The sequence below is a fragment of the Nocardioides sp. Root122 genome (genome assembly GCF_001425025.1).
Lineage (GTDB): Bacteria > Actinomycetota > Actinomycetes > Propionibacteriales > Nocardioidaceae > Nocardioides.
This window is the reverse complement of sequence record NZ_LMDE01000001.1, coordinates 143,434-164,679: the sequence shown is the minus strand read 5'-3', so window position 1 is coordinate 164,679 and position 21,246 is coordinate 143,434. Positions and strand designations below refer to the sequence as shown.

The 21,246-nt window shown below is 72.4% G+C and carries 18 protein-coding genes; 8 read left to right on the top strand and 10 right to left on the bottom strand.

Annotated features, from left to right (window positions below):
- Positions 1-30 precede the first annotated feature (30 nt).
- Entirely contained in the window at positions 31-2,352 is a 2,322-nt protein-coding gene (locus ASC64_RS00770) for a MinD/ParA family ATP-binding protein (RefSeq protein WP_056905617.1), read from the top strand.
- Positions 2,349-3,194: a hypothetical protein gene (locus tag ASC64_RS00765; RefSeq protein ID WP_056905616.1), complete on the top strand. Its 846-nt coding sequence runs from the start codon at positions 2,349-2,351 to the stop codon at positions 3,192-3,194. Before ASC64_RS00770 ends, ASC64_RS00765 begins: the two co-directional genes overlap by 4 nt.
- A gap of 24 nt (positions 3,195-3,218) precedes the next feature.
- On the opposite strand, the gene ASC64_RS00760 is transcribed toward ASC64_RS00765, so the two are convergent.
- The 7 genes from ASC64_RS00760 to ASC64_RS00730 form a co-directional block, all read right to left on the bottom strand.
- The gene (locus tag ASC64_RS00760) at positions 3,219-5,843 is read right to left on the bottom strand and encodes an ABC transporter permease (protein ID WP_056905615.1); all 2,625 of its coding nucleotides are present in this window, start codon (positions 5,841-5,843) and stop codon (positions 3,219-3,221) included.
- Positions 5,844-5,973: 130 nt separating this feature from the next.
- Positions 5,974-6,696 (bottom strand): ABC transporter ATP-binding protein, encoded by a 723-nt coding sequence (locus ASC64_RS00755; protein WP_056905614.1) that lies wholly within the window; start codon positions 6,694-6,696, stop codon positions 5,974-5,976.
- Positions 6,693-7,310: a PadR family transcriptional regulator gene (locus tag ASC64_RS00750; protein WP_056905613.1), complete on the bottom strand. Its 618-nt coding sequence runs from the start codon at positions 7,308-7,310 to the stop codon at positions 6,693-6,695. The genes ASC64_RS00755 and ASC64_RS00750 overlap by 4 nt, the downstream gene beginning before the upstream one ends.
- A 122-nt stretch (positions 7,311-7,432) precedes the next feature.
- Entirely contained in the window at positions 7,433-8,968 is a 1,536-nt protein-coding gene (locus ASC64_RS00745; protein ID WP_056905612.1) for a hypothetical protein, read from the bottom strand.
- A complete protein-coding gene (locus ASC64_RS00740; RefSeq protein WP_056905611.1) occupies positions 8,952-9,650 on the bottom strand; it encodes an ABC transporter ATP-binding protein in 699 nt (232 codons plus the stop codon). The genes ASC64_RS00745 and ASC64_RS00740 overlap by 17 nt, the downstream gene beginning before the upstream one ends.
- Before the next feature lie 189 nt (positions 9,651-9,839).
- On the bottom strand, positions 9,840-12,062 hold the full coding sequence (locus ASC64_RS00735; RefSeq protein ID WP_056905610.1) for a 3-hydroxyacyl-CoA dehydrogenase NAD-binding domain-containing protein: 2,223 nt from the start codon (positions 12,060-12,062) through the stop codon (positions 9,840-9,842).
- A 19-nt stretch (positions 12,063-12,081) separates the two neighbouring features.
- Positions 12,082-13,293 carry an acetyl-CoA C-acetyltransferase gene (locus tag ASC64_RS00730; RefSeq protein ID WP_056905609.1) on the bottom strand — a complete coding sequence of 404 codons (1,212 nt, stop codon included), beginning with the start codon at positions 13,291-13,293 and terminating at the stop codon, positions 12,082-12,084.
- Between the two features lie 91 nt (positions 13,294-13,384).
- Here ASC64_RS00730 and ASC64_RS00725 point away from each other — a divergent pair, with 91 nt between their 5' ends.
- From ASC64_RS00725 to ASC64_RS00715, 3 genes are all read left to right on the top strand, one after another.
- Complete coding sequence (locus ASC64_RS00725; RefSeq protein ID WP_056905608.1) at positions 13,385-13,960, top strand: helix-turn-helix domain-containing protein; 576 nt, start codon at positions 13,385-13,387, stop codon at positions 13,958-13,960.
- Positions 13,961-14,037: 77 nt separating this feature from the next.
- On the top strand, positions 14,038-15,360 hold the full coding sequence (locus ASC64_RS00720) for a cation:proton antiporter (RefSeq protein WP_056905607.1): 1,323 nt from the start codon (positions 14,038-14,040) through the stop codon (positions 15,358-15,360).
- Positions 15,361-15,395: 35 nt separating this feature from the next.
- The gene (locus ASC64_RS00715) at positions 15,396-16,304 is read left to right on the top strand and encodes an NAD(P)H-binding protein (RefSeq protein WP_056905606.1); all 909 of its coding nucleotides are present in this window, start codon (positions 15,396-15,398) and stop codon (positions 16,302-16,304) included.
- Here the strand turns inward: ASC64_RS00715 and ASC64_RS00710 are convergent.
- The 3 genes from ASC64_RS00710 to ASC64_RS00700 all read right to left on the bottom strand — a co-directional run bounded on the left by ASC64_RS00710 (position 16,284) and on the right by ASC64_RS00700 (position 19,313).
- Positions 16,284-16,973, bottom strand: a complete 690-nt coding sequence (locus tag ASC64_RS00710) for a CPBP family intramembrane glutamic endopeptidase (protein WP_056906223.1) — start codon at positions 16,971-16,973, stop codon at positions 16,284-16,286. The two genes, ASC64_RS00715 and ASC64_RS00710, sit on opposite strands and share 21 nt — an antisense overlap.
- A 122-nt stretch (positions 16,974-17,095) precedes the next feature.
- Positions 17,096-18,577: a DEAD/DEAH box helicase gene (locus ASC64_RS00705; protein WP_056905605.1), complete on the bottom strand. Its 1,482-nt coding sequence runs from the start codon at positions 18,575-18,577 to the stop codon at positions 17,096-17,098.
- A 322-nt stretch (positions 18,578-18,899) separates the two neighbouring features.
- Positions 18,900-19,313 (bottom strand): ArsI/CadI family heavy metal resistance metalloenzyme, encoded by a 414-nt coding sequence (locus ASC64_RS00700; protein ID WP_056905604.1) that lies wholly within the window; start codon positions 19,311-19,313, stop codon positions 18,900-18,902.
- Positions 19,314-19,389: 76 nt separating this feature from the next.
- On the opposite strand from ASC64_RS00700, the gene ASC64_RS00695 reads away from it, so the two are divergent.
- Genes ASC64_RS00695 through ASC64_RS00685 form a run of 3 tightly spaced genes read left to right on the top strand, consistent with a single transcriptional unit; the run spans position 19,390 to position 21,217 of the window.
- On the top strand, positions 19,390-19,746 hold the full coding sequence (locus ASC64_RS00695; RefSeq protein WP_056905603.1) for an ArsR/SmtB family transcription factor: 357 nt from the start codon (positions 19,390-19,392) through the stop codon (positions 19,744-19,746).
- Positions 19,743-20,822 (top strand): ACR3 family arsenite efflux transporter, encoded by a 1,080-nt coding sequence (gene arsB / locus ASC64_RS00690; protein ID WP_056905602.1) that lies wholly within the window; start codon positions 19,743-19,745, stop codon positions 20,820-20,822. The genes ASC64_RS00695 and arsB overlap by 4 nt, the downstream gene beginning before the upstream one ends.
- Positions 20,822-21,217, top strand: coding sequence for an arsenate reductase ArsC (locus ASC64_RS00685; protein ID WP_056905601.1), 396 nt, complete (start codon positions 20,822-20,824; stop codon positions 21,215-21,217). Before arsB ends, ASC64_RS00685 begins: the two co-directional genes overlap by 1 nt.
- The last annotated feature ends 29 nt before the right edge of the window (positions 21,218-21,246 follow it).

Genomic DNA, 21,246 nt, shown 5'->3' with positions numbered 1-21,246 from the left:
TCACCTCGACCTCCAGAGCACACCAGAGCGATGAACCACACCCGGACTGCACCTCAGCACGCCACCGACACGGACGTCCCATCGGGAGCCACAGGGCCGCGATGGCGACGGGCCCTGGGCCTGCAGTTCCTGGGGCCGGTCCAGGGGTCGGGTCTGCGCGACCCGGCCTACCTGGTCCGGAGGATCGACGACCAGGTGGTCCAGCTCTCCGAGCTCCTCCACCTGGTCGTCGTCCACTCCGAGCCGCCACGCGGCTCCGCCGAGCTCGCCGACGCGGTGAGCACGGCGTACGGCCGGACGCTGACCGTCGAGGGGGTCGAGCACCTCATCACCACCCGGCTCGAGCCGCTGGGCCTGGTCGTCGCCGACGAGGCCGAGGAGCCGGAGCGCCCGATGAAGGCGCGGCCCCTGCTGTCGTTGACCCTCAAGGCCACGCTGGTGCCGGCTCGTCGTGTGCGCGTGCTGGCCGGCCTGCTCGCGCCCCTCTTCTGGCCGCCGGTCGTGGTGGCCGCGCTTGTCACCCTCGTCGCCGCGGACGTCCTGCTCGTGACCGGCGGCGGGTTCTGGCAGGCGGTCTCCGAGGTGTTCGCCACCCCGACCACCGCACTGCTGATCTACGCCCTGCTCATCTGCGCGGCCGTCGTGCACGAGACGGGGCACGCCGCTGCCTGCTGCTACGGCGGCGCCGACCCGGGCGAGATCGGCGTGGGCGTGTACCTGGTCTTCCCGGCCTTCTACACCGACGTGACCGACTCCTACCGGCTCGGTCGCGCCGGACGCGTCCGCACCGATCTCGGCGGCCTCCACTTCAACGTGCTGACGGTGCTCGCGCTGGTCGCGGGCTACCTGGCGACCGGCAGTGGGCTGCTGCTGCTGACCGCCTTCGCTCTGCAGCTGCAGATGCTGCAGCAGCTGATCCCGGTCGTGCGATTCGACGGCTACTTCATCCTCTCCGACCTCGCCGGTGTGCCGGACCTGTTCTCCCGCGTCGGTCCCGTGCTGCGCAGCCTGCGGCCCGGTCGACCGGTCGACCCCCGGGTCAGCGAGCTGCGGCCGGGGGCGCGGCGCTTCGTGACCGCCTGGGTGCTGATGGTCGTGCCGCTGCTGGCCGTCGCGGTGGTGTGGTTCGTGTGGGCCCTGCCCCAGTTCGTCGGCCACGGCCGGGAGGGGATCCGGCTGCAGCAGCTGGTCTTCGACCTCGCCTGGCAACGACGCGACTGGCCGGCGATGGCGCTGGCGGTCGTCTCGATCACCCTCCTGCTCGTGCCGCTGGTCGGCGTCGCCGTCATGGTGTGGCGCCTGGCCACGACACTGGCCACCCTCGTCCGGCGCCACCTCCAGATCCAGGCCGCCGCGCGCCTGCGCACCGAGGAGCGACGCATGGACACCTTCGACCAGCCGCCCGTCGCCGAGCCGCCCGTGCTCTCGGCCGCCGACTTCACCGACGCGGTGATGTACGCCCCGCGCGTCCCGCCGCCGCGGCACGGCTGGCGCCGGGCGGTGTACGAGGGCAGCGGACACGCGGTGAACCCCGGCCCGAGCCCCACCGAGCAGCGGCGCCAGGAGCTCGAGCGGCGGCTGCGCACGCCCATCGAGGGGTCCCGGCGGGTGGTGGTGCTGAGCCGCAAGGGCGGCGTCGGCAAGACCACCATCACCCTCGCCCTGGGCAGCACGTTCGCGATGCTGCGCGGTGACCGCGTCATCGCCGTCGACGCCAACCCGGACGCGGGCAACCTCGCCCACCGGGTCGCGCCGCCGCACGACATGAACATCACCCACGTCCTCCGCGACCTCGACGACATCACCAGCTACGCCGCGCTGCGCGGCTACACCTCCCAGGCGATCGAGTCCCGACTCGAGGTGCTGGCGTCCGACGACGACCCACGGATCCAGATGGCCCTGGCCCGCGACGACTACCACCGCCTCGTCGGGCTGCTCGACCACTTCTACAACCTGATCCTGCTCGACACGGGCACCGGGATCCTCGACAGCGCCAACCAGGGGTTGCTCAGCGAGGCCGACCAGGTGGTGCTCGTCGTACGCGCCGGGCTGGACGGTGGACGTGCCGGCGCACTGACCCTGGACTGGATGGACGAGCACGGCTTCGGCGACCTGGTCTCGAGGGCCGTCGTCGTCGTCAACGCGCAACGCCACGGCGCTGCGCCCCCCGAGAAGATGCGGCGCCACTTCGAGAAGCGCTGCCAACGCGTGGTCACCGTCCCGTGGGACGGCGCCCTCGAGCAAGGAGCCCTGACCGACATGTCCTCCCTGCACCGCACGACGCGGGACAGCCTCGTCGACATCGCCGCCGCGGTCGCCGACAACTTCGTCCGGATGGGAGCGCGACCGTGAACCCGCGGAGCGTGGTGCTCGCGGCCGTCACGACCGCCGTCGTCCTCGTGGCGACGATCGGCGGGTCGTCGCCCGCGGCCCACCCGGACGGCCGGATCGGCGCCGTCGACCTCCTGTCGAGCGCCCACCCGTCGGTCGCGGTGCCGACCGTCGTGGACCGCGCCTACGAGGGGCGCGGCTGGTTGCGCGGCACCGACGTCTCCGCCGACGCCGCGGCGATCACCTCGGCCACCTGCGACGGCTGCGCCGGCGAGAGCACCACGCTGCAGGTCGTCTACGCCGGCCGGGCCCGTCTGGCACGCCTCGACAACGTCGCGACCGCCTGGGCGCAGGGGTGCGTCCGCTGCACCGGCACCGCGCTGTCGGTGCAGGTCGTGGTGCTGCGCGGGCGGCCGACGACCGTCCCCGACAACCGGGCGCTGTCGGTGACGGCGGCGTGCGAGGGGTGTCGTACGTCGGCGCTCGCGTTCCAGGTCGTGCTCGTCGCCGACGACGCCGAGCCGATGGGCGCGGGCGAGCTGGCCGGCCTGCGGTCCTGGTTCGACGAGCAGGCGGCGGTCCTCCGCGCGTGGGTCGGCCCTGCGGAGCCGCAGCCGCCGAGTCCCACGCCGGAACCGACGCAGACGACGGAACCGACGCCGCCCACCGACCCGTCGCCGACCCAGCAGCCGACACCGACTGCGTCACCCGCGACGCCCTCGCCGGCGGACCCCGCCGCGCCGGGCACCAGCAGCCGCCGGGCACGGCGTGACGCCGTGTCCGCGCTGGCCGACCTCGAGCGGCTGCTCACCGGCGCCCTCGACGCGGAGGCGGTGGCTGCCGACGTGGACCTGAGCCGCTGACGGCGGCCGGCCGTCGGGTCCCGGTCACTCCAGCCGGGCCACCAGCGGGAGCCGCGAGCGGGCGGTGAGGCCGACGACCGCCGAGGTGAGCAGCGGGAGGGCGACCACGATGGCCGCGATCAGCAGCCACGGGACGTCGAGGTAGGGGCCGGTCTCGCTGAACGACGTGAGAGGCCGGGAGATGGCGACGCCGGGGATGAAGCCCACCGCCGCTCCGAGCACCGCACCGACGGAGCCCAGGACGAGGGCGTACGCCGCCGCCACCCGCCGCCGGGTGCGCGGCGCCGCGCCGACCGCGGACAGCGTGGCCAGGTCGGGGCGGGCGTCGGAGAGTGCGAGGAAGGTCGCGGTCAGGGTGCCGCCGAGCATCAGCACCCCACCGAGGGCGCCCAGCACGAGGAGGACGATCACGACCTGCGGGGGGCGCTGGTAGCCGCGCTCGACGTAGAGCGTGGTGTCGTCGGCGACGCCGCCGACCGTCTCGCTGATCCGGGTCTCGGCCTGCCGGTCGATGTCGCCGGTGAGCCGCAGGCTCCTCGTCACGACCTCCACGCCGATGTCGTCGGCGACCACGGTGGGCATCACCGACAGAGCCGGCACCGGTCCCCAGCTCGCAGAGTCCCAGGCGACGAGCTGGGCGGGCACCCTGTCCGCCGACGTCGACTCCGCCTCGTCCGAGCGCTCGCGCCACGTCTCGGACCTGATCGTCGTCTCGTCGACGGCATCGGTCCGCAAGGTGAACACCACGACCCTGCCCGCTGCCAGTCCCTCGTCGATGCGTCTGGCCGCCTCGCCGCTGAGCCCCAGCTCGGCGGCGTGGTCGGCGACGGCGATGCCCGGACCGTAGGAGGCGAGGCAGCACTCGTCCGGCTCCAGCGCGGGCCCGTCGACCCAGGTGTTGGTGTAGCCATTGGGGTCGTAGGTGTCGTCCGGTCCACGGGTCTCCGCGACCTCGACGTCGGGTGCGGCGCGGCGCACGGCGTCCTCGATGCGGCTCCAGGTCGCGGCCGCGTCAGGAGCCGCCTCTCCCGTGAGCACCTCGGGAGCCCAGGTGACGTAGCCGCTCCCGATCTGCGCCTGGGGCTCGTAGCCCTTCTGGTCGGCCAGCTCCTGGCTCGTGGTCGCGATGCCGAGGGCCACCACCCCGGCGACGGTCGCCGCGACGGCTGCCACGGCGGGGACGGTGCGGGTGCGGTGCCGCGCGGCGTCGCGGGCGGCGTACCTCGCGGTGAGCGGCAGGCGGCCGGAGGCCCTCGCGACGGCGGAGACGACCACGGGCACGACGAGGATCATCCCGAGCACGGACACGATGGCCGCGGCGGCGATCCAGTAGGCACCGTTGCCGCGGTCGGAGGTCAGCGCGCCGTAGGTCGATGCGGCGATCCCGGCGCCGAGCAGCACGAGGCCGACGACCGGGGTGGAGGCACGCGGGCGCCGGTCGCCGCGGCGGCCGGCGAGCACGGCGACGACGTCCTGGCGGCTCGCCAGCCAGGCAGGCACGACGGAGGCGAGCACGGCGGAGACCAGGCCGAAGGAGGAGATGGCCGCGAGGTAGAGCCACGGCAGCTCGAACGGACCGAACCAGTCGCCATTGAAGCGCTGGACCAGCGGCAGCAGCGCCCAGCCGACGACGATGCCGAGCACCAGGCCCACGGCGGAGGCGACGAACCCGAGGACGAGCCCGCTGCCCAGGATGACCCGCCGCGACTGCCGCGGCGTGCCTCCGGAGGCGGCGATGAGCGCGAGCGTGCGGGCGTGCCGTCGGGCACCGACCGCGAACGCCGGTCCGGCGAGGAGCACGACCTCGATCAGGGCCATCACGATGATGAGCACGACGACGGCGACCATCTCGTTGGTGCCGGTGTCGTAGCCCATCTGCTCGGCCATCGAGGCCAGGTCGGGCGGGTCCGCCAGGACGGCGCGCGAGGTGACGAGACCGCCGATCTCGTTGAGCCGCTGGACCGTCGACCACGACACGGGTCCGGCGTCGACGAGCCACTCGCGAACGTTGGTGGAGTCGCTGGGCAGGTCGGCCGTCGAGCCGAGCATGACGGGGCGGTCGCGCGCCGTCGCGTCGCGACCGGCGCCGACGATCGTCAGCGTCGAGCCGTCGACGTCCAGCTCGTCGCCGACGGCGAACCCCTTCTCCAGCATGGCGTCGTTGACCACCACCTCGCCGGCGGCCGCAGGGAGGCGACCGGACCCGACCTCGAAGAGTCCCTCGGCGATCGGGTCGGACAGGTCGACACCGGTCGTGGAGAAGCTGATGACCTTGCTCCCCAGGCGCGCGCGCTGCCAGCCGGTGGCGATCGGCACCAGCCGGGCGTCGTCGCCCAGGACTTCGAGGACGTCGGACTCGTCGAGCGGGTCGTCGTAGTCGAAGTCGCCGAGCTGCACCCACTGGCCGCGCATCGGGTCGGCCGACTGGACCACCCGGCCGCGACCCTCGGTCCGCACCCGGGCGTCCGCCGCACCGAGCGTGCGGTCTGCGCTCTCGATCCCGCTGACCTCGGAGGTCTTGATGATCACCGCGGCGGCACTGACGGCCAGCACCGGGAGGCTGATCATCACGAGGACGAGGATGCTGCGGCCCCTGTGCCGCAGCGCATCACGCCAGGCGATCAGCAGCGCCGGGCGCCAACCGTTCATGCGGGGTCCCCGAGGCGTTGTTCGGGGGAGCGCTTCGGGGTCCCCGCGAGCTTGTGACGGGGGAGGGGAGCGGAGGAGTCAGAAGGTCGTGGGGTGAAGCGGAGCGGAGGAGAAGAACGTCGTGGGGTGCTCATCGACCGGCCTCTTCGACCAGGAGCCCCTCGGGCTCGTCGGCGCCGGTCTCGTCGACGACGACGCCGTCGCGGAGGAAGACGACCCGGTCGGCCCAGGCGGCGTGGCGCGCCTCGTGCGTCACCATCACGCCGGCCGCGCCGGCGTCGCAGCGGGCCCGCAGCAGCCGCAGGATCTCCTCGCCGGTGTCGGTGTCGAGCGCGCCGGTCGGCTCGTCGGCCAGGATCAGCCGGCGGTCGCCGACGATGGCGCGCGCGATCGCCACGCGCTGCTGCTGGCCCCCGGACATCTCGTCGGGGAACCGGTCCGCGAGGTCGGCGATGCCGACCTCCTCCAGCGCGGTCAGCGCGAGCCGGCGGGCGATCCGGCCCTTCTCGCCGTCGAGCTCGCGCGGGAGGGCGACGTTCTCGGCGGCGGTGAGGGCGGGGATGAGGTTGAAGTCCTGGAAGACGTAGCCGACCGACGTACGCCGCATCCGGGCGCGACCGGCGTTGTCGAGCGAGGCGAGGTCCGTGCCTTCGATCCACACCGAGCCGGACGTGGGGGCGTCGAGACCACCGGCCAGGGTGAGCAGGGTCGACTTGCCGGAGCCCGACGGGCCCATGACGGCGACCAGCTCGCCGGGGTGGGCGCGGAAGGTCACGCCGCGCAGGGCGTGCACCTCGGTGGCACCCTCGCCGTGGATCCGGCTGACGGCGGCGAGGTGGACGACGGCGTTCATCGCTTCGCCTCCTCGGTGGTCGACACGGCGGGCGCGTCACGACGTACGTCGTCGCGCTCGAGCGCCGCGCGTCGCAGGCGGGCCTCGCAGTGGTCGAGCCAGCGGACCTCCGCCTCGGCGTCGAAGACCAGGGAGTCGAGGACCAGGCTCCAGGCGAGGTCTTCGGGGGCGTCGGGCGCGGCAGCGCGGCCGGTGCGCTTGAGCCGGGTGTAGTCCTGCAGCGCCGCCATGGTCGCGCTGCGCTGGCGCTGGATGATCGTGCCGACGTCGACGCCGGGCAGGGTCACGGCGATGGCGAGCTTGATGGCCAGCTCGTCGCGGGGCGGTTGGGAGCGAGGCACCGGAGTGGCGAACCACTCCGACACCTCGCTCCGTCCCGCCTCGGTGGCGCGATAGCTGACGTGCCGCTCGGTCGCGGACTGGTGGGTGTCGGCTCCCCCGAGCTCGACCACCTCGACCAGTCCGTCACGCTCGAGTCGCGTGAGGGTGGTGTACACCTGCCCGATGTTGAGCGGCCACGTCTCGCCGGTGCGCTGCTCGAACTCCGCCCGGAGCTGGTAGCCGTACATCGGCCCCCGCTCCAGGATCGCCAGCATCGCCTGTCGGATCGACATCCGCGCCTCCGTGGTTCGTTCCACCGCCCCCCGTGGTCGATGGATACCGGGTATGTATACCACGTATGCATGTGGCTCCGCACCTTCGTGATCCCCGGTCAGACGGGGATCACTGGACGAGGTCAGACGGCGGCGACGGTGAGAACGACGCGCGCCCGGTCGGCGGGGTCGAGCCAGCGGCGGCGGGCCCGGAGGAGGCGGCGGGTCGACCAGGCGAGGAAGGGAACGGCGAACGCGACCGGGACCCAGGCCCACGGCAGCGCCGCGAGGACGGTGAAGAGCATGGCGGTCAGCGTCGTGACGAGCGAGAGCCGGCCGGCGTACCCGGCCATGGCGCCGTGCGGGGCGGGCGTCGCCCGCGGCGAGGCGAGGTCGACGGAGTAGGGCGAGCGCACCGACCAGGTCATCACGATCGCCAGCACCTGGACCAGCACGACGAGCCAGCAGGCGGCGACGGAGAGCCCGGTCACCAGCGGCGGCAGCCCGTTGCGCAGCAGCGCGAGGAGGACGGTCACCCCCGAGACCATCGCCATGCACTCCGCGACGACGAGGGCGCGTACGTCGAACACGTCGCGCGCGGTGACCGGGAGGGTCTCGCGCCAGACCATCCCCTTGCCGTCGAGGCACCAGGCGTTGACGCCGAAGAGCAGCGCGGCGCCGCTCGCGGTGAGCCCGGGCAGCAGCATGACCGAGCTCCACTGCAGCCCGGCCACCAGCGCGATGAGGCCAGGGCCGAAGCCCAGGACGAGCAGGCCACGGCGCATCCCGACCGAGCGCCACACCGAGCCCCGGTCGAGCCGGCGCAGCAGCGCGCGCTCCGGGGAGCCCCAGCGCGGCTCGGGCACGTGGCGGGCCTCGTGCACGCCGGACTGCACCCGCAGCTCCTCGCGCGGCGGCAGCCCCAGGGCCCACGTCGCGGGCCGTGCGCCGACGAGGACGGCGACCACGGCAACGGCGAGGAGCACGACGACCGCGAGCGGCCAGCGTGAGGTCGGGGCGGTCTCGGCCAGCCACGTGGTGGGCAGCGCCCGGACGATCGGTCCGAGCGCCCCGGCGAGGTGCAGCCCGGCCAGCGCGAGCACGACCAGGCCACTCACCACCCGCACCGCCACGACACCGTGCGCGGTCCGGCGTACGCCCTCGATCGTCCAGCCGATCGCCTGCCCGACGGCCGACGCCGCCACCACCCAGGCGAGCGCCACCAGCTGCGCACCGAGCAGGTGGGCAGGCACGGCCACGAGTGCACTGACGGCGAGGAGGGCCCACATCTGGACGAGCCAGGCGAGGTTGACCGGCGCCAGCAGCAGCGCGCCGAGGTGCTCGGCGACCGGGCTGACCGGGTGGATCGCCGCCTCGCTCCGCGAGAGGAGCTCGCGACCACCGCCGCTGCTCATCGCCGAGCTGATGCTGAGCAGGAGGAAGCCCACGAACGCCGCGCCGAGGTTGCCCTGCAGGGAGGTGACCGCGATCTGCACGGTCTCGTTGCGGACGGCCCCGAGGTCGAAGAAGGCGGGCCCCACTGCGAAGCCGATGGTCAGCAGCACGACCACCGCCGCGCCGGTCACTGCGGCTGCGGGACGGCGTACGGTCCCCGCGCGGAACGCCACCAGGTGGCGGGTGTCGCGCGCGGCCTCGAGCCAGTCAGTCGAGGAGGTCACGGTAGGCCTCGCCGGTGAGCTCGGCGGTCTGCATCGCCGCGACACGGTTGCCCCCGCGCAGCACGACTGCGGTGCCGCAGGCCTCGAGGGCCAGGTCGCGCAGGTGGGTGGAGAGCAGCACGCAGGCGCCGCGGGCGCGGGCGTCGGCGACCACCTCGAGGGTGGCCTCCACCCCGATCGGGTCCACGCCGTCGAAGGGCTCGTCGAGCAGCAGCACCGACGGCTCGTGCAGCGCGGCCAGCACGACGCTCAGCCGGCGGCTCATGCCGTGGCTGAACCCGCCGACCACGCGGTGCGCCACGTCGCCGAGCTCGAACCGCTCGAGCAGGTCGCGGCCGCGCTCCTCCCAGTCGCCCATCCGCCGCAGCCGGGCGCTGAGCTGGAGGTGCTCCCACGGGGTGGCGCGCGGGACCAGCCCGCCCACGTCCGGGCAGTAGCCCACCACGCGCTTGACGCCGAGGGCGTCGGTCGCGGCGTCGTGGCCCGCGACGGTGACCTCACCGGCGGTCGGAGGGACGACGCCGGCGAGCACCTTCATCGTCGTCGACTTGCCGGCGCCGTTGCGCCCGAGCAGCGCAGTCGCCTGCCCGCCGGTCGCGGTCAGGTCGACGCCCGACACGGCCTCGACGTCGCCGAAACGCACGTGCAGGTCGCGGACGACGACGGCGGGGATCTGGCTCACCTCCCGATTCTCGCCGACCAGGCACTTCCTCGCGGTGAAACGGACTGACCGGGCACTTCGTCGCGCTGGAACGCGACGACCGGGCACTTCCTCACGGTGGAGCGCGAGGAAGTGCCCGGTCGGTGGTGCGCAGCGCGAGGAAGTGCCCGGTCAGTGCGCGAGACGGGGAGGAAGCGCCCGGTCAGCGGTTCAGGCGGGGAAGGTCTCGCCCTTCGCCGCGAGCTCGCGGAGGTACGGCGTCGGGCGGAAGCGCTCGCCGTAGGCGTCGGCCAGCTCGTCGGCCCGGGCCAGGAACGCATCGAGCCCGATCGGGCCGACGCCGTGACCGGTCTCGTCGAGGGCCTGCCAGCCGGTCATGAACTGGGCCGCACCGCCGGTGAGCGCCGGGAAGCCGATGCCCATGATCGAGCCGATGTTGGCCGCGGCGGCCGAGGTGATGACACCCTCCTCGAAGCACTTCGCGGTCTCGATGGCCTCGATGAACAGCATCCGGTCGCGGACGTCGCGGATCGGGAGCTGCTGCTCGGCGACGGGGAACGTCTCGGCGAGGCCCGGCCACAGCGTCGTACGCCGGCCGTTCTCGTCGTAGTCGTAGAAGCCCGCGCCCTTGAGGCGCGACGGGCGCCCGAGGCCGATCATCGTCGAGATGACCTCGCCGGCCGGGTAGTCACCCAGGTCGACGCCGTCACGCGCGGCCGCGTCCTCGGTGGCCTTGCGGATCTTGGCCATCAGCTCCATGTTGAGCTCGTCGCTGATCTGCAGCGGCCCGACCGGGAAGCCGGCCGACGTCGCGGCCCGCTCCAGCGAGACCGGGTGGACGCCCTCGCTGAGCATCGTCAGGCCCTCGTTGATCTGGGTGCCGATGACGCGCGAGGTGTAGAAGCCACGGGAGTCGTTGACCACGATCGGCGTCTTGCGGATCTGCTGCACCACGTCGTAGGCCTTGGCCAGCGCGACGTCGGAGGTCTCGGCGCCGCGGATGATCTCGACCAGCGGCATCTTGTCGACGGGGCTGAAGAAGTGCAGCCCGATGAAGTCGGCCGGGCGGTCGACGCCGGTGGCGAGCTCGGTGATCGGCAGGGTCGAGGTGTTGGAGCACAGCAGCGCGTCGTCGTCGACGTAGGGCGCCACCTCGGCGAACACCTTCGCCTTGAGCGAGGGATCCTCGAAGACGGCCTCGATGACGAGGTCGCAGCCCGCCAGGTCCTCGGCGGACGCGGTCGCGGTGATCCGGCCGAGCAGCTCGTCAGCCTTCTCCTGCGAGATCTTGCCGCGCTCGACGCCCTTGGCGTTGAGCTTCGCGGTGTAGGCCTTGCCCTTCTCGGCCGCCTCGAGCGAGACGTCCTTGAGCACGACCTGCATGCCGGCCCGGGCACACGAGTAGGCGATGCCGGCGCCCATCATCCCGGCGCCGAGGACGGCGACCTTGGTGGCTTGCCAGCGCTCGATGCCCTGCGGGCGCAGCGAGCCGGAGTTGATCGCCTGGAGGTCGAAGAAGAAGGCCTGGATCATGTTCTTGGCCTGCTGGTTGACCACCAGGTTGGTGAAGTAGCGGCTCTCGATGCGCGACGCGGTGTCGAAGTCGACCTGCGCACCCTCGACCGCTGCGCTCATGATCGCGCGCGGCGCCGGGTAGACGGCGCCCTTGGTCTGCTTGCGCAGCAGCGCCGGGAACGCCGGCAGGAACTGCGCGAGCGCCGGGGTCCTCGGCGTGCCGCCGGGCATCTTGTAACCCGCGCGGTCCCACGGGTTCTTCGCCGCGTCCTCGTCGTCGCGGTGCGCGAGCACCCACGCCTTCGCGGCCGGGAGGAGCTCGTCGCGGGTGGGCACGACCTCGTCGATGAGGCCCTTGGCCAGCGCGCCCTGCGGGTCGAACTGCGTGCCCGGCATCAGCACGTCCATCAGCGCCGACTGCAGCCCCAGCATGCGTACGACGCGGGTGACCCCGCCGCCGCCGGGCAGCAGGCCTAGCGTCGCCTCCGGCAGGCCGATCTTGACCGAGCGGTCGTCGACCGCGATGCGGTGGTTGGCGGCGAGGGCGATCTCGAGGCCCCCGCCGAGCGCGGCGCCGTTGATCGCTGCGACCACCGGCCGCGGGAAGGTCTCCAGCCTGCGGAGGCTGGACTTGATGGCCTCGCCCATCGAGAAGATCGCCTCGGCGTCGTCCGGGGTGGCGGTGACCATGCTCTTGAGGTTGCCGCCGGCGAAGAAGGTCTTCTTCGCGCTGGCCAGGACCACGCCGGTCACCTCGTCCTGCTCGTCGTGCAGCCGCTGGACGGCGGCCTCCATCGACGCGAGGTAGAGCTCGTTCATGGTGTTCGCGCTGGCCGTCGGGTCGTCGAGGGTCAGGGTGACGATGCCGTCGGCGTCGCGGTCGTAGCGGACCGCGGTCTTCGTGTCAGTGGTGCTCATGCTGTGGGTGTTCTCCTTCTCAGACGAGCTCGACGATCGTGGCGATGCCCATGCCGCCGCCGACGCAGAGCGTGGCGAGGCCGCGCTTCTGGTCGCGCCGAGCGAGCTCGTCGACGAGGGTGCCGAGGATCATCGCGCCGGTGGCGCCGAGGGGGTGACCCATGGCGATGGCGCCGCCGTTGACGTTGGTGACGTCGTGGCTGATGCCCATGTCGCGCATGAAGCGCATCGCGACGGCGGCGAAGGCCTCGTTGATCTCCCACAGGTCGATGTCGTCGACCTCGAGGCCGGCGCGGGCCAGTGCCTTGCGGGCTGCGGGCGCCGGGCCGGTCAGCATGATCGTCGGGTCGGCGCCCGACACGGCGGTGGCGACGATGCGGGCGCGCGGGGTCAGCCCGAGCGACGTACCGACCTCCTCGGTGCCGATCGCCATCAGCGCGGCGCCGTCGACGATGCCGGACGAGTTCCCCGCGTGGTGGACGTGGTCGATCGCCGGGACCCAGTGGTACTTCTCCAGCGCCACGTCGTCGAAGCCGGCGTCGCGCCCCATCTGGGCGAACGACGGCTTGAGCCCGGCGAGGCCCTCGACGGAGGTGTCGGGACGGACGGTCTCGTCGCGGTCGAGGACCGTGACCCCGCTGATGTCGCGCACCGGGATGACCGCGTTGTCGAAGTAGCCGTTGGCCCACGCCTTCGCGGCGCGGTGGTGCGACTCGGCGGCGTAGGCGTCGACGTCGGCGCGCGTCCAGCCCTCGATCGTGGCGATCAGGTCGGCACCGATGCCCTGCGGCACGAAGCCGGTCTGCAGCGCGGTGGCGGGGTCCATGGCCCACGCGCCGCCGTCGCTGCCCATCGGCACGCGGCTCATCGACTCGACGCCACCGGCGAGGATCAGGTCCTCGAAGCCCGAGCGCACGCGCTGCGCGGCCTGGTTGACAGCCTCGAGACCGGAGGCGCAGAACCGGTTGAGCTGCACGCCGGCCACGGTCTCGGGATAGCCGGCCTTGAGGGCGGCGGTCTTGGCGATGTCGCCGCCCTGGTCGCCGATGGGGGTCACGACACCGAGCACGACGTCGTCGACGCGGGCCGGGTCGAGCGTGGGGTTGCGGGTCTTGAGCTCGTCGAGGAGTCCGACGACCAGGTCGACCGGCTTCACCTCGTGCAGCGAACCGACGGCCTTGCCGCGGCCGCGAGGTGTGCGGATGTGGTCGTAGACGAATGCTTCTGCCATGTGGGCGATTGTGACACCATTACTGTCACAGTCCAACAGGTGTGGGCGGCGTCACGTCGGACCCGCGGATCGACGACGAGAGGATGGGTGCGTGGAGACCGAGCTGCTGACGCTGGACGAGCTGACCGAGCGCACGGGGGTGAGCGCGCGCAACGTGCGCTTCTACGCCTCGCGCGGCCTGGTCCCCTCGCCGATCCGCCGCGGTCGCTCCGGCTACTACGGCCCCGACCACGTCGCGCGGCTCGAGCTCGTCCGCGAGCTCCAGGGCCACGGCTTCACGCTCGCCGCCATCGAGAAGTACGTCGACCAGATCCCCGAGAGCGCCACCCCCTCCGACATCGCGCGCCACCTCTCGTTGCTCGCGCCGGTGACCGGCGACCGTGACGTCGACGTCCCCGGCGGGCTGTCGGGCATGGGCATCTCGCCCGAGGCGGCCGCGGCCGTCGCGGAGGTCTACGCCGAGCACGGGCGCCAGGTCGCCGAGGAGCTCTCCGAGATCGTCCGGACCATGGTGTGGCCGCAGTTCCGTGAGCACGGCTACACCGCCGAGCAGCTGCGCGAGTTCATCCACCGCCTCAAGCCGCTGACGATCGCCGGACTGGTCACCGCCTACGAGCAGGCCATCGACCAGAGCCAGGCGGCCCACGACGGCAGGCGGGTGAGATGACCGCCCATCGGGGTGTTCGCACGCCAGCCCGTGACTTGCGAGGGTGGCGCGGTGACTGACGAAGACCAGCGGACCCGATGACCGCGGCCGCGGTCTACTTCCTGCTCGGCCTGTCCCTGCTCCTCGCGACGGTCCTGCCCCAGGTGACGAGTCGCATCGCGCTGTCACCGCCGATGGTGCTCGTCGTCCTCGGCATGGGCTTCGGCCTGCTGCCCCTCGCCGACGACGTCAGCCTGGAGCCGCAGGACAACCACGCGCTGATCACCCACGTCACCGAGTTCACCGTGCTCGTCTCCCTCATGGGCGTCGGGCTGGCGATCGACCGCATGCTCGACCTGCGGTCGTGGCGGTCGTGGCGCACCTGGTCCCCGGTCTGGCGGCTGCTGCTGGTGGCGATGCCGCTCACCATCCTCGGCACCGCGTTCCTGGGGTGGTGGGTGGCCGGTCTGGCCCCCGCCGTCGCGCTGCTGCTGGGCGCCGTCCTCGCCCCGACCGACCCGGTGCTGGCCTCTGACGTCCAGGTCGGCGAGCCGCTGACCGAGGACGTGGCCGAGGCGGAGGAGCAGGAGGAGATCGAGGAGGACGACGACATCCGGTTCTCCCTCACCGCCGAGGCCGGCCTCAACGACGGGCTCGCGTTCCCCTTCGTGCACCTGGCGCTCCTGCTCCTTGCGGGCGGCTTCGCGCTGCCCGACGTCGGGGCCTGGCTGGGCTGGTACGTCGTCGGGAAGATCGCGCTCGGCGTCCTGGTGGGCTTCGTGCTCGGTTGGCTGCTCGGGCGACAGGCCTTCCACGCCCGCACCGAGGAGCTGCGTCTGGCCGACGTCGGCGAGCCCCTGCTCGCGCTCGCAGCGCTGCTGGCGTCGTACGGCGCCGCGGAGCTGGTCGGCGGCTACGGGTTCCTGGCCGTCTTCGCCTGCGCGATGCGGCTGCGCGCCTCGAAGCGCGGCCACTCCTACCAGCGCGCGATGCACGGCGTGGTCGAGCGGCTGGAGCGCCTGATGACGCTGCTGGTGCTGCTCGTGCTGGGCATGGCGATGACGCGCGGGCTGCTCGAGCACCTGGACTGGCGGGGTGTCGCCGTCGCACTGGCGCTGCTGCTCGTGGTCCGTCCGCTGGCCGGCTACCTCTCCCTGGCGGTGCTGGCACGCGACGACCAGGAGAACGGCGGGCTGGATCGCGGCGAGACCGCCGCCGTGGCGTTCTTCGGCGTGCGCGGCGTCGGCTCGCTGTTCTACCTGGCGTACGCCGCCTCGCACGAGCACCTGCCCGACGAGCCGTGGCTGTGGTCGACGGTCGCGTTCACCGTGATCGCCTCGGTGATGCTGCACGGTGTGACCGCGACGCCTGCGATGGCCCGTCTCGACGCCCGCCGGGAGCGCGAGGGCACGCACGGATGAAGCGGCCTGCTCGCCCGGCCTGACAGCATGGGTGCATGAGCACTGTCCTCGTGACCGGCGCGACCGGCTTCATCGGCCGCCGCCTCGTCCCCGTCCTGATCGACGCCGGCCACGACGTGCGGGCGATGACCCGCCGCCCGGACGACTACGACGGGCCGGGCGAACCCGTCGGCGCCGACGTGATGGACGCCGACTCGCTCGGTCCCGCCCTCGACGGCGTCGACGTGGCGATCTACCTCGTCCACTCGCTCGACGACCCGGACTTCGAGCGCAAGGACGCCCAGGCGGCGCGGAACTTCAGCGCTGCCGCCGCTGCGGCCGGCCTGCAGCAGATCGTCTACATGGGCGGTCTCGGCGACGACGACGACCAGGGGCTGTCGGCGCACCTGCGCTCGCGCCGCGAGGTCGAGGGCCTGCTCGGCACCGACGGCGTGCCGGTCACGGTGCTGCGCGCCGCGATCGTCGTCGGTCACGGAGGCATCTCGTGGGAGCTGACCCGCCAGCTGGTCAAGAACCTCCCGGCGATGGTGGTCCCGAAGTGGGTCGGCACCCGCACCCAGCCGATCGCCATCGACGACGTGGTGCGCTACCTCGCCGGGGTGGTCGGCGAGGAGGAGGCGCTCGGCCGGGTGTTCGAGATCGGCGGTCCCGAGCAGCTCACCTACCGCGAGATGCTCCAGGGCGCGGCGCAGCAGATGAACGGTCGCTCGATCCCGATCGTGGTCGTCCCGCTGCTGACCCCCGGGCTGTCCTCGCGGTGGCTCGCACTGGTCACCGACGTCGACGTCACGACCGGCCGCAACCTCATCGACTCGATGTCCACCGAGGTCGTCGTCCGCGACACCTCGATCCAGGACGTGGTGCCGGGCGAGCTCCTCACCTACGAGGAGTCGGTGCGCCGTGCCCTGGCCGAGCGCGCCGCGTCAGGCGAACAGAAGGGGTAGCAGGAAGAGCATCGAGAGCGACCACGTGATGTGGGTCAGGATCGGTGCCAGCACGCCACCGCTCGCGCGCCGCTCGAGTCCGCACACCGCACCGAGCAGGATGGCGGCGAAGGCGAGCATCACGTTGCCGGTGGCGAGGGTCGCCACGACGTAGGCGAGGGTGGTCCACAGGACCGGGTGTCGCGGGATCGCGGCATACATCGCGCCCCGGAAGAACAGCTCCTCGGCGATGCCGTTGAAGAAGGTGATGACCGCCAGGAGCGTCAGCGAGCCCTCGTCGGCGTACTCCAGCACCGAGCTGACGTAGTCGGCCAGCGGTGGGATCTCCCGCACGACGAGCGAGCCGAGGACGAAGATCCCGACGAGCACGAGGCCGAGCAGGATCGGCGCGAGGATCGGGCGGACGAAGAGCTCCCCCTCGCCGGCGATCCGGCCCAGGTGCAGGCGGCCGGACAGGAACGCGCCGGCTGCCCAGACTCCGGCGAGCACGACGGCAGCGACGTAGAACGTGGTGCCGCCGGGCTCGAGCCGGAGCGACCAGCCGAGCACACCGGCACCGACCAGCACCACGACGGCAGCGACGAGCTGCCGCCGCCGGAAGGCCGTGTCGGTGTCGCGCTGGTCGCGCGGGACGACGTCCCACAGCGATCGGCGGATGAAGGTGCGCATGGCGTCCACTCTAGGAAGGCCTCCTCACCGGCCGTGATCCGGATGGGCACGACGCGGAACGACGCTGGCCCCCGAGTCTCCGAGAGACTCAGGGGCCAGTGAGGCGCGTGTGGGACTGCGGGTCAGCGACCGCGACTGAACGACGAGGCGCTGTGGCCACCGCTGCTGCGCTGGCCGGACTGGCCACCGCCGCCGGAGCGACGACGATTGCCGCCACCCTGACCGCCGGCCGACGAGCCGCCGCCGGAGCGCCGGCGCTGGCCGCCGCCGGCGGAGGCGCTGCCGCCGCTCTCCGTGGTGTAGGTCGTCGGGTTGCCACGACGCGACGTGCCGTTGGTCTGGCCCGAGCTGCGGGCCCGCTTGCGCTGGGCGTTGGCGCCCGTCGAGCGGCCACCGCCACCGGTGGAGACGGGCACGTCGACGACGAGGCCGCCGGGGACGAGCGTGCGCTCGCCCGGGGCCAGCTCGACGAGCATCGGGTGACCCGGGCCGCTGATCTTCGTGGTGGTCGGCTTGATGCCGGCCAGGCGGGTCAGGTCGCGCACGTCGCGCTGCTGCTCGTCTGTCATCAGCGTGATGACGGTGCCCTCGGCGCCGGCACGCGCCGTACGACCGGAGCGGTGCAGGTAGGCCTTGTGCTCGACCGGGGGGTCGGCGTGCACCACGAGTGCCACGTCGTCGACGTGGATGCCGCGCGCCGCGATGTCGGTGGCGACGAGCGTGCTGGCCTCGCCGGCGTGGAACGCCGCCATGTTGCGGGTGCGCGCGTTCTGCGACAGGTTGCCGTGCAGCTCGACCGTCGGGACGCCCGACTTGTTGAGCTGGCGGGTCAGGGCCTTGGCGCCGTGCTTGGTGCGGGTGAAGACGACCGTGCGGCCCGGCGCGCTCGTGAGGTCGACCAGCACGGGCACGCGCTGGTCACGGCTCAGGTGCAGCACGTGGTGGTGCATCGTGCCGACCGGCGACTGGGCCGAATCGGCCTCGTGCACGGCGGGGTTGGTGAGGAACCGCTTCACCAGGACGTCGATCGCCTTGTCGAGCGTGGCGGAGAACAGCATCCGCTGCCCGGTGCGGGGCGTCTTGTCCATGATCCGGCGCACGCCGGGCAGGAAGCCGAGGTCGGCCATGTGGTCGGCCTCGTCGAGGATGGTGATCTCGACCGCGGAGAGGTCGGCGTAGCCCTGGCCCATGAGGTCCTCGAGGCGGCCGGGGCAGGCGATGACGACGTCGACGCCCTTCTTGAGCGCGGTGGTCTGCGGGCCCTGGCCCACGCCGCCGTAGATGACGACGGTCGAGAGGCCGGCGGCCTTCGCGAGCGGTGCGAGGGACGCGTGGATCTGCCCGACCAGCTCGCGGGTCGGGGCCAGGATCAGCGCACGGGGCTTGCGCGGCATCGCGGGCAGCTTGCTCGCGTCGAGCCGGGCGACCAGCGGCAGGAGGAAGGCGTAGGTCTTGCCCGAGCCGGTGCGACCGCGGCCCAGGATGTCGCGGCCGGAGATGCTGTCGGGCAGCGTCGCGGCCTGGATGGGCGTGGGGGTGGTGATGTCCTGCTGCGTCAGGATCTGCGCGAGCGAGGAGGGCACGCCGAGTTCGGCGAAGTTCATGTGAGTTGCTTTCGGTTGGCGTCTCGCCACCGTGGGCCGCTCGGCGTCTGGATCGACGGGCAGCGGCAAACGTGCCTCAGAGTGAGGAAAGGTCCCGCTGAGCGTTCGAGCGGACCTGCGCCCGGGGCAAGACCGGCCGGGCGTCTGAGTTGCCAACACTAGCGTGACGCGTGGTGTTCCGGAGAATCCGGCATGATGTGAGCCGACTCAGGCGCCCGGCATCGACCCGTCGACACCATGCAGGCAGTTCGCGCGCGACGACCGGGCAGCCACGCTCACGAGGCACACCGCCCGCCCGAACTGCCTTCGTGGTGCGGGCCGGTCAGGCGCAGCAGGTCGCCTCGGCAGGAGCCGCGGCCTCGACCTGGGTGAGGTCGTCGGTGATCGTGTAGACCTCCCAGCGCTCGCCGTCCGGCGTGCCCTGCACCCAGAACTTGTCCTGCTTGGCGTAGCAGCACGTCGTGTCGCGCTCCTCGGTGGTGGCGAAGCCGGCGGCGCCCAGGCGGGTGAGCTCCGCGTCGACGGTGTCGACGTCCTCGACCTCGACACCGAGGTGGTTGACGCTGCCGCCCTGACCGGGGTTCTCGATGAGGACGAGCTTGAGCGGCGGCTGGGCCACGGCGAAGTTGGCGTAGCCCGGGCGCACCTTGTGGGGCTCGGTGCCGAAGAGCGTGGAGTAGAAGTCGATCGACGTGGCGAGGTCGTCGACGTTGAGGGCGAGCTGCAGGCGGGACATGGCGGGCCTTCCTTCACATAGATGAATGTCTATGTCTGAGATTGCACCAGACATAGACGTATGTCAATATTGATCTGTGTCGAAGTCCCACCTCACCCTGACGCCCGTCGAGACCGCTGCCTGCTGCTCACCGCTGCTCCGGGAGCCGATCTCCCTGGAGCACGCCGAGCGCCTGACGCCGTTGCTCAAGGCGCTCGCCGACCCGGTCCGGCTCCGGCTGGTCTCGATCGTCGCTGCGAGCGAGGGAGGTGAGGCGTGCGTCTGCGACCTCAACGACGCCTTCGACCTCTCGCAGCCGACCATCAGCCACCACCTCAAGGTGCTGCACGACGCCGGGCTCCTCGACCGCTCCAAGCGGGGCGTGTGGGTCTACTACGCCGTACGCCGTGAGGTGCTGGCCGACGTCGCGGCACTCATCGGCGGGAGCGCATGAGCGCCCCGGCCGACACCCACGTCGTGGAGCGGCTCTCGACGCTCGACCGCTTCCTGCCGCTGTGGATCGGGCTGGCGATGGCGTCCGGCCTCCTGCTCGGACGGTCCGTGCCCGGGCTGGGCGACACCCTGTCCGCGGTCGAGGTCGACGGGATCTCGCTGCCCATCGCGATCGGCCTGCTCGTGATGATGTACCCGGTGCTGGCCAAGGTGCGCTACGACCGGCTCGACACCGTGACCGCCGATCGCCGGATGCTCGTGGCGTCGCTGGTGCTCAACTGGCTCGTCGGGCCGGCGCTGATGTTCACCCTGGCCTGGCTGCTGCTCCCCGACCTGCCGGCCTACCGCACCGGGCTGATCATCGTGGGCCTGGCCCGCTGCATCGCCATGGTGATCATCTGGAACGACCTGGCGTGCGGCGACCGCGAGGCCGCTGCCGTGCTGGTCGCGCTGAACTCGGTCTTCCAGGTCATCGCCTTCGCCGGTCTCGGCTGGTTCTACCTCGAGGTCCTGCCCTCGTGGCTGGGGCTCGGCGGCGCCGCGCTCGACGTCTCGTCCTGGCAGATCGCCAAGTCCGTGCTGATCTTCCTCGGCGTTCCGCTCGTCCTGGGCTGGCTGTCGCGGACCTACGGCGAACGGCTGCGCGGCCGTGAGTGGTACGAGTCGGCGTTCCTGCCGCGTGTCGGGCCGTGGGCGCTGATCGGCCTGCTCTTCACGATCGTGGTGCTCTTCGCGCTGCAGGGCGACCAGGTCACCAGCAAGCCACTGGACGTGGCGCGGATCGCGCTCCCCCTGCTCGCCTACTTCGCCCTGATGTGGGGTGGCGGCTTCGCCCTCGGGCGCGCGCTCGGCATGACGTACGAGCGCACCACGACGCTCGCCTTCACCGCAGCCGGCAACAACTTCGAGCTCGCCATCGCCGTCGCGATCGCAACCTTCGGCGTCACCTCCGGCCAGGCGCTGGCGGGAGTCGTCGGACCGCTCATCGAGGTGCCCGTGCTGGTGGGCCTCGTCTACGTCAGCCTCGCCCTGCGCAAGCACTTCCCCCACGTCCCGACCACGCAGGAGATCCCGTGATGAGCACCCCCACCGTCCTGTTCGTCTGCATCCACAACGCCGGGCGCTCGCAGATGGCCGCCGGCTGGCTGCAGCACCTCGCCGGCGACCGCGTGCAGGTGCTGTCCGCGGGGTCCGCGCCTGCGGACAGCATCAACCCGGTCGCGGTCGAGGCGATGGCCGAGGTCGGCATCGACATCGCCGGCCGGCAGCCCAAGCTGCTCAGCGACGCGGCCGTGGAGTCCTCCGACGTCGTCATCACGATGGGCTGCGGCGACGCCTGCCCGTTCTACCCCGGCACCCGCTACGAGGACTGGGCGCTCGACGACCCGGCCGGCCAGGGGATCGAGGCCGTCCGGCCGATCCGGGACGAGATCCGGCGGCGGGTCGAGGAGCTGGTGTCGTCGCTGGCCTGAGCCGTGCCGACCTGGGCCGAGGGGTCGGG

Excerpts from the sequence above, each read along its gene's own strand:
- arsB (WP_056905602.1), top strand. The coding sequence starts at position 19,743 with ATGAGCGCCCCGGCCGACACCCACGTCGTGGAGCGGCTCTCGACGCTC.
- ASC64_RS00720 (WP_056905607.1), top strand. The coding sequence starts at position 14,038 with ATGACCGCGGCCGCGGTCTACTTCCTGCTCGGCCTGTCCCTGCTCCTC.
- ASC64_RS00760 (WP_056905615.1), bottom strand. The coding sequence starts at position 5,843 with ATGAACGGTTGGCGCCCGGCGCTGCTGATCGCCTGGCGTGATGCGCTG.
- ASC64_RS00750 (WP_056905613.1), bottom strand. The coding sequence starts at position 7,310 with ATGTCGATCCGACAGGCGATGCTGGCGATCCTGGAGCGGGGGCCGATG.
- ASC64_RS00700 (WP_056905604.1), bottom strand. The coding sequence starts at position 19,313 with ATGTCCCGCCTGCAGCTCGCCCTCAACGTCGACGACCTCGCCACGTCG.
- ASC64_RS00705 (WP_056905605.1), bottom strand. The coding sequence starts at position 18,577 with ATGAACTTCGCCGAACTCGGCGTGCCCTCCTCGCTCGCGCAGATCCTG.
- ASC64_RS00735 (WP_056905610.1), bottom strand. The coding sequence starts at position 12,062 with ATGAGCACCACTGACACGAAGACCGCGGTCCGCTACGACCGCGACGCC.
- ASC64_RS00715 (WP_056905606.1), top strand. The coding sequence starts at position 15,396 with ATGAGCACTGTCCTCGTGACCGGCGCGACCGGCTTCATCGGCCGCCGC.
- ASC64_RS00710 (WP_056906223.1), bottom strand. The coding sequence starts at position 16,973 with ATGCGCACCTTCATCCGCCGATCGCTGTGGGACGTCGTCCCGCGCGAC.
- ASC64_RS00755 (WP_056905614.1), bottom strand. The coding sequence starts at position 6,696 with ATGAACGCCGTCGTCCACCTCGCCGCCGTCAGCCGGATCCACGGCGAG.
- ASC64_RS00770 (WP_056905617.1), top strand. The coding sequence starts at position 31 with ATGAACCACACCCGGACTGCACCTCAGCACGCCACCGACACGGACGTC.
- ASC64_RS00685 (WP_056905601.1), top strand. The coding sequence starts at position 20,822 with ATGAGCACCCCCACCGTCCTGTTCGTCTGCATCCACAACGCCGGGCGC.
- ASC64_RS00730 (WP_056905609.1), bottom strand. The coding sequence starts at position 13,293 with ATGGCAGAAGCATTCGTCTACGACCACATCCGCACACCTCGCGGCCGC.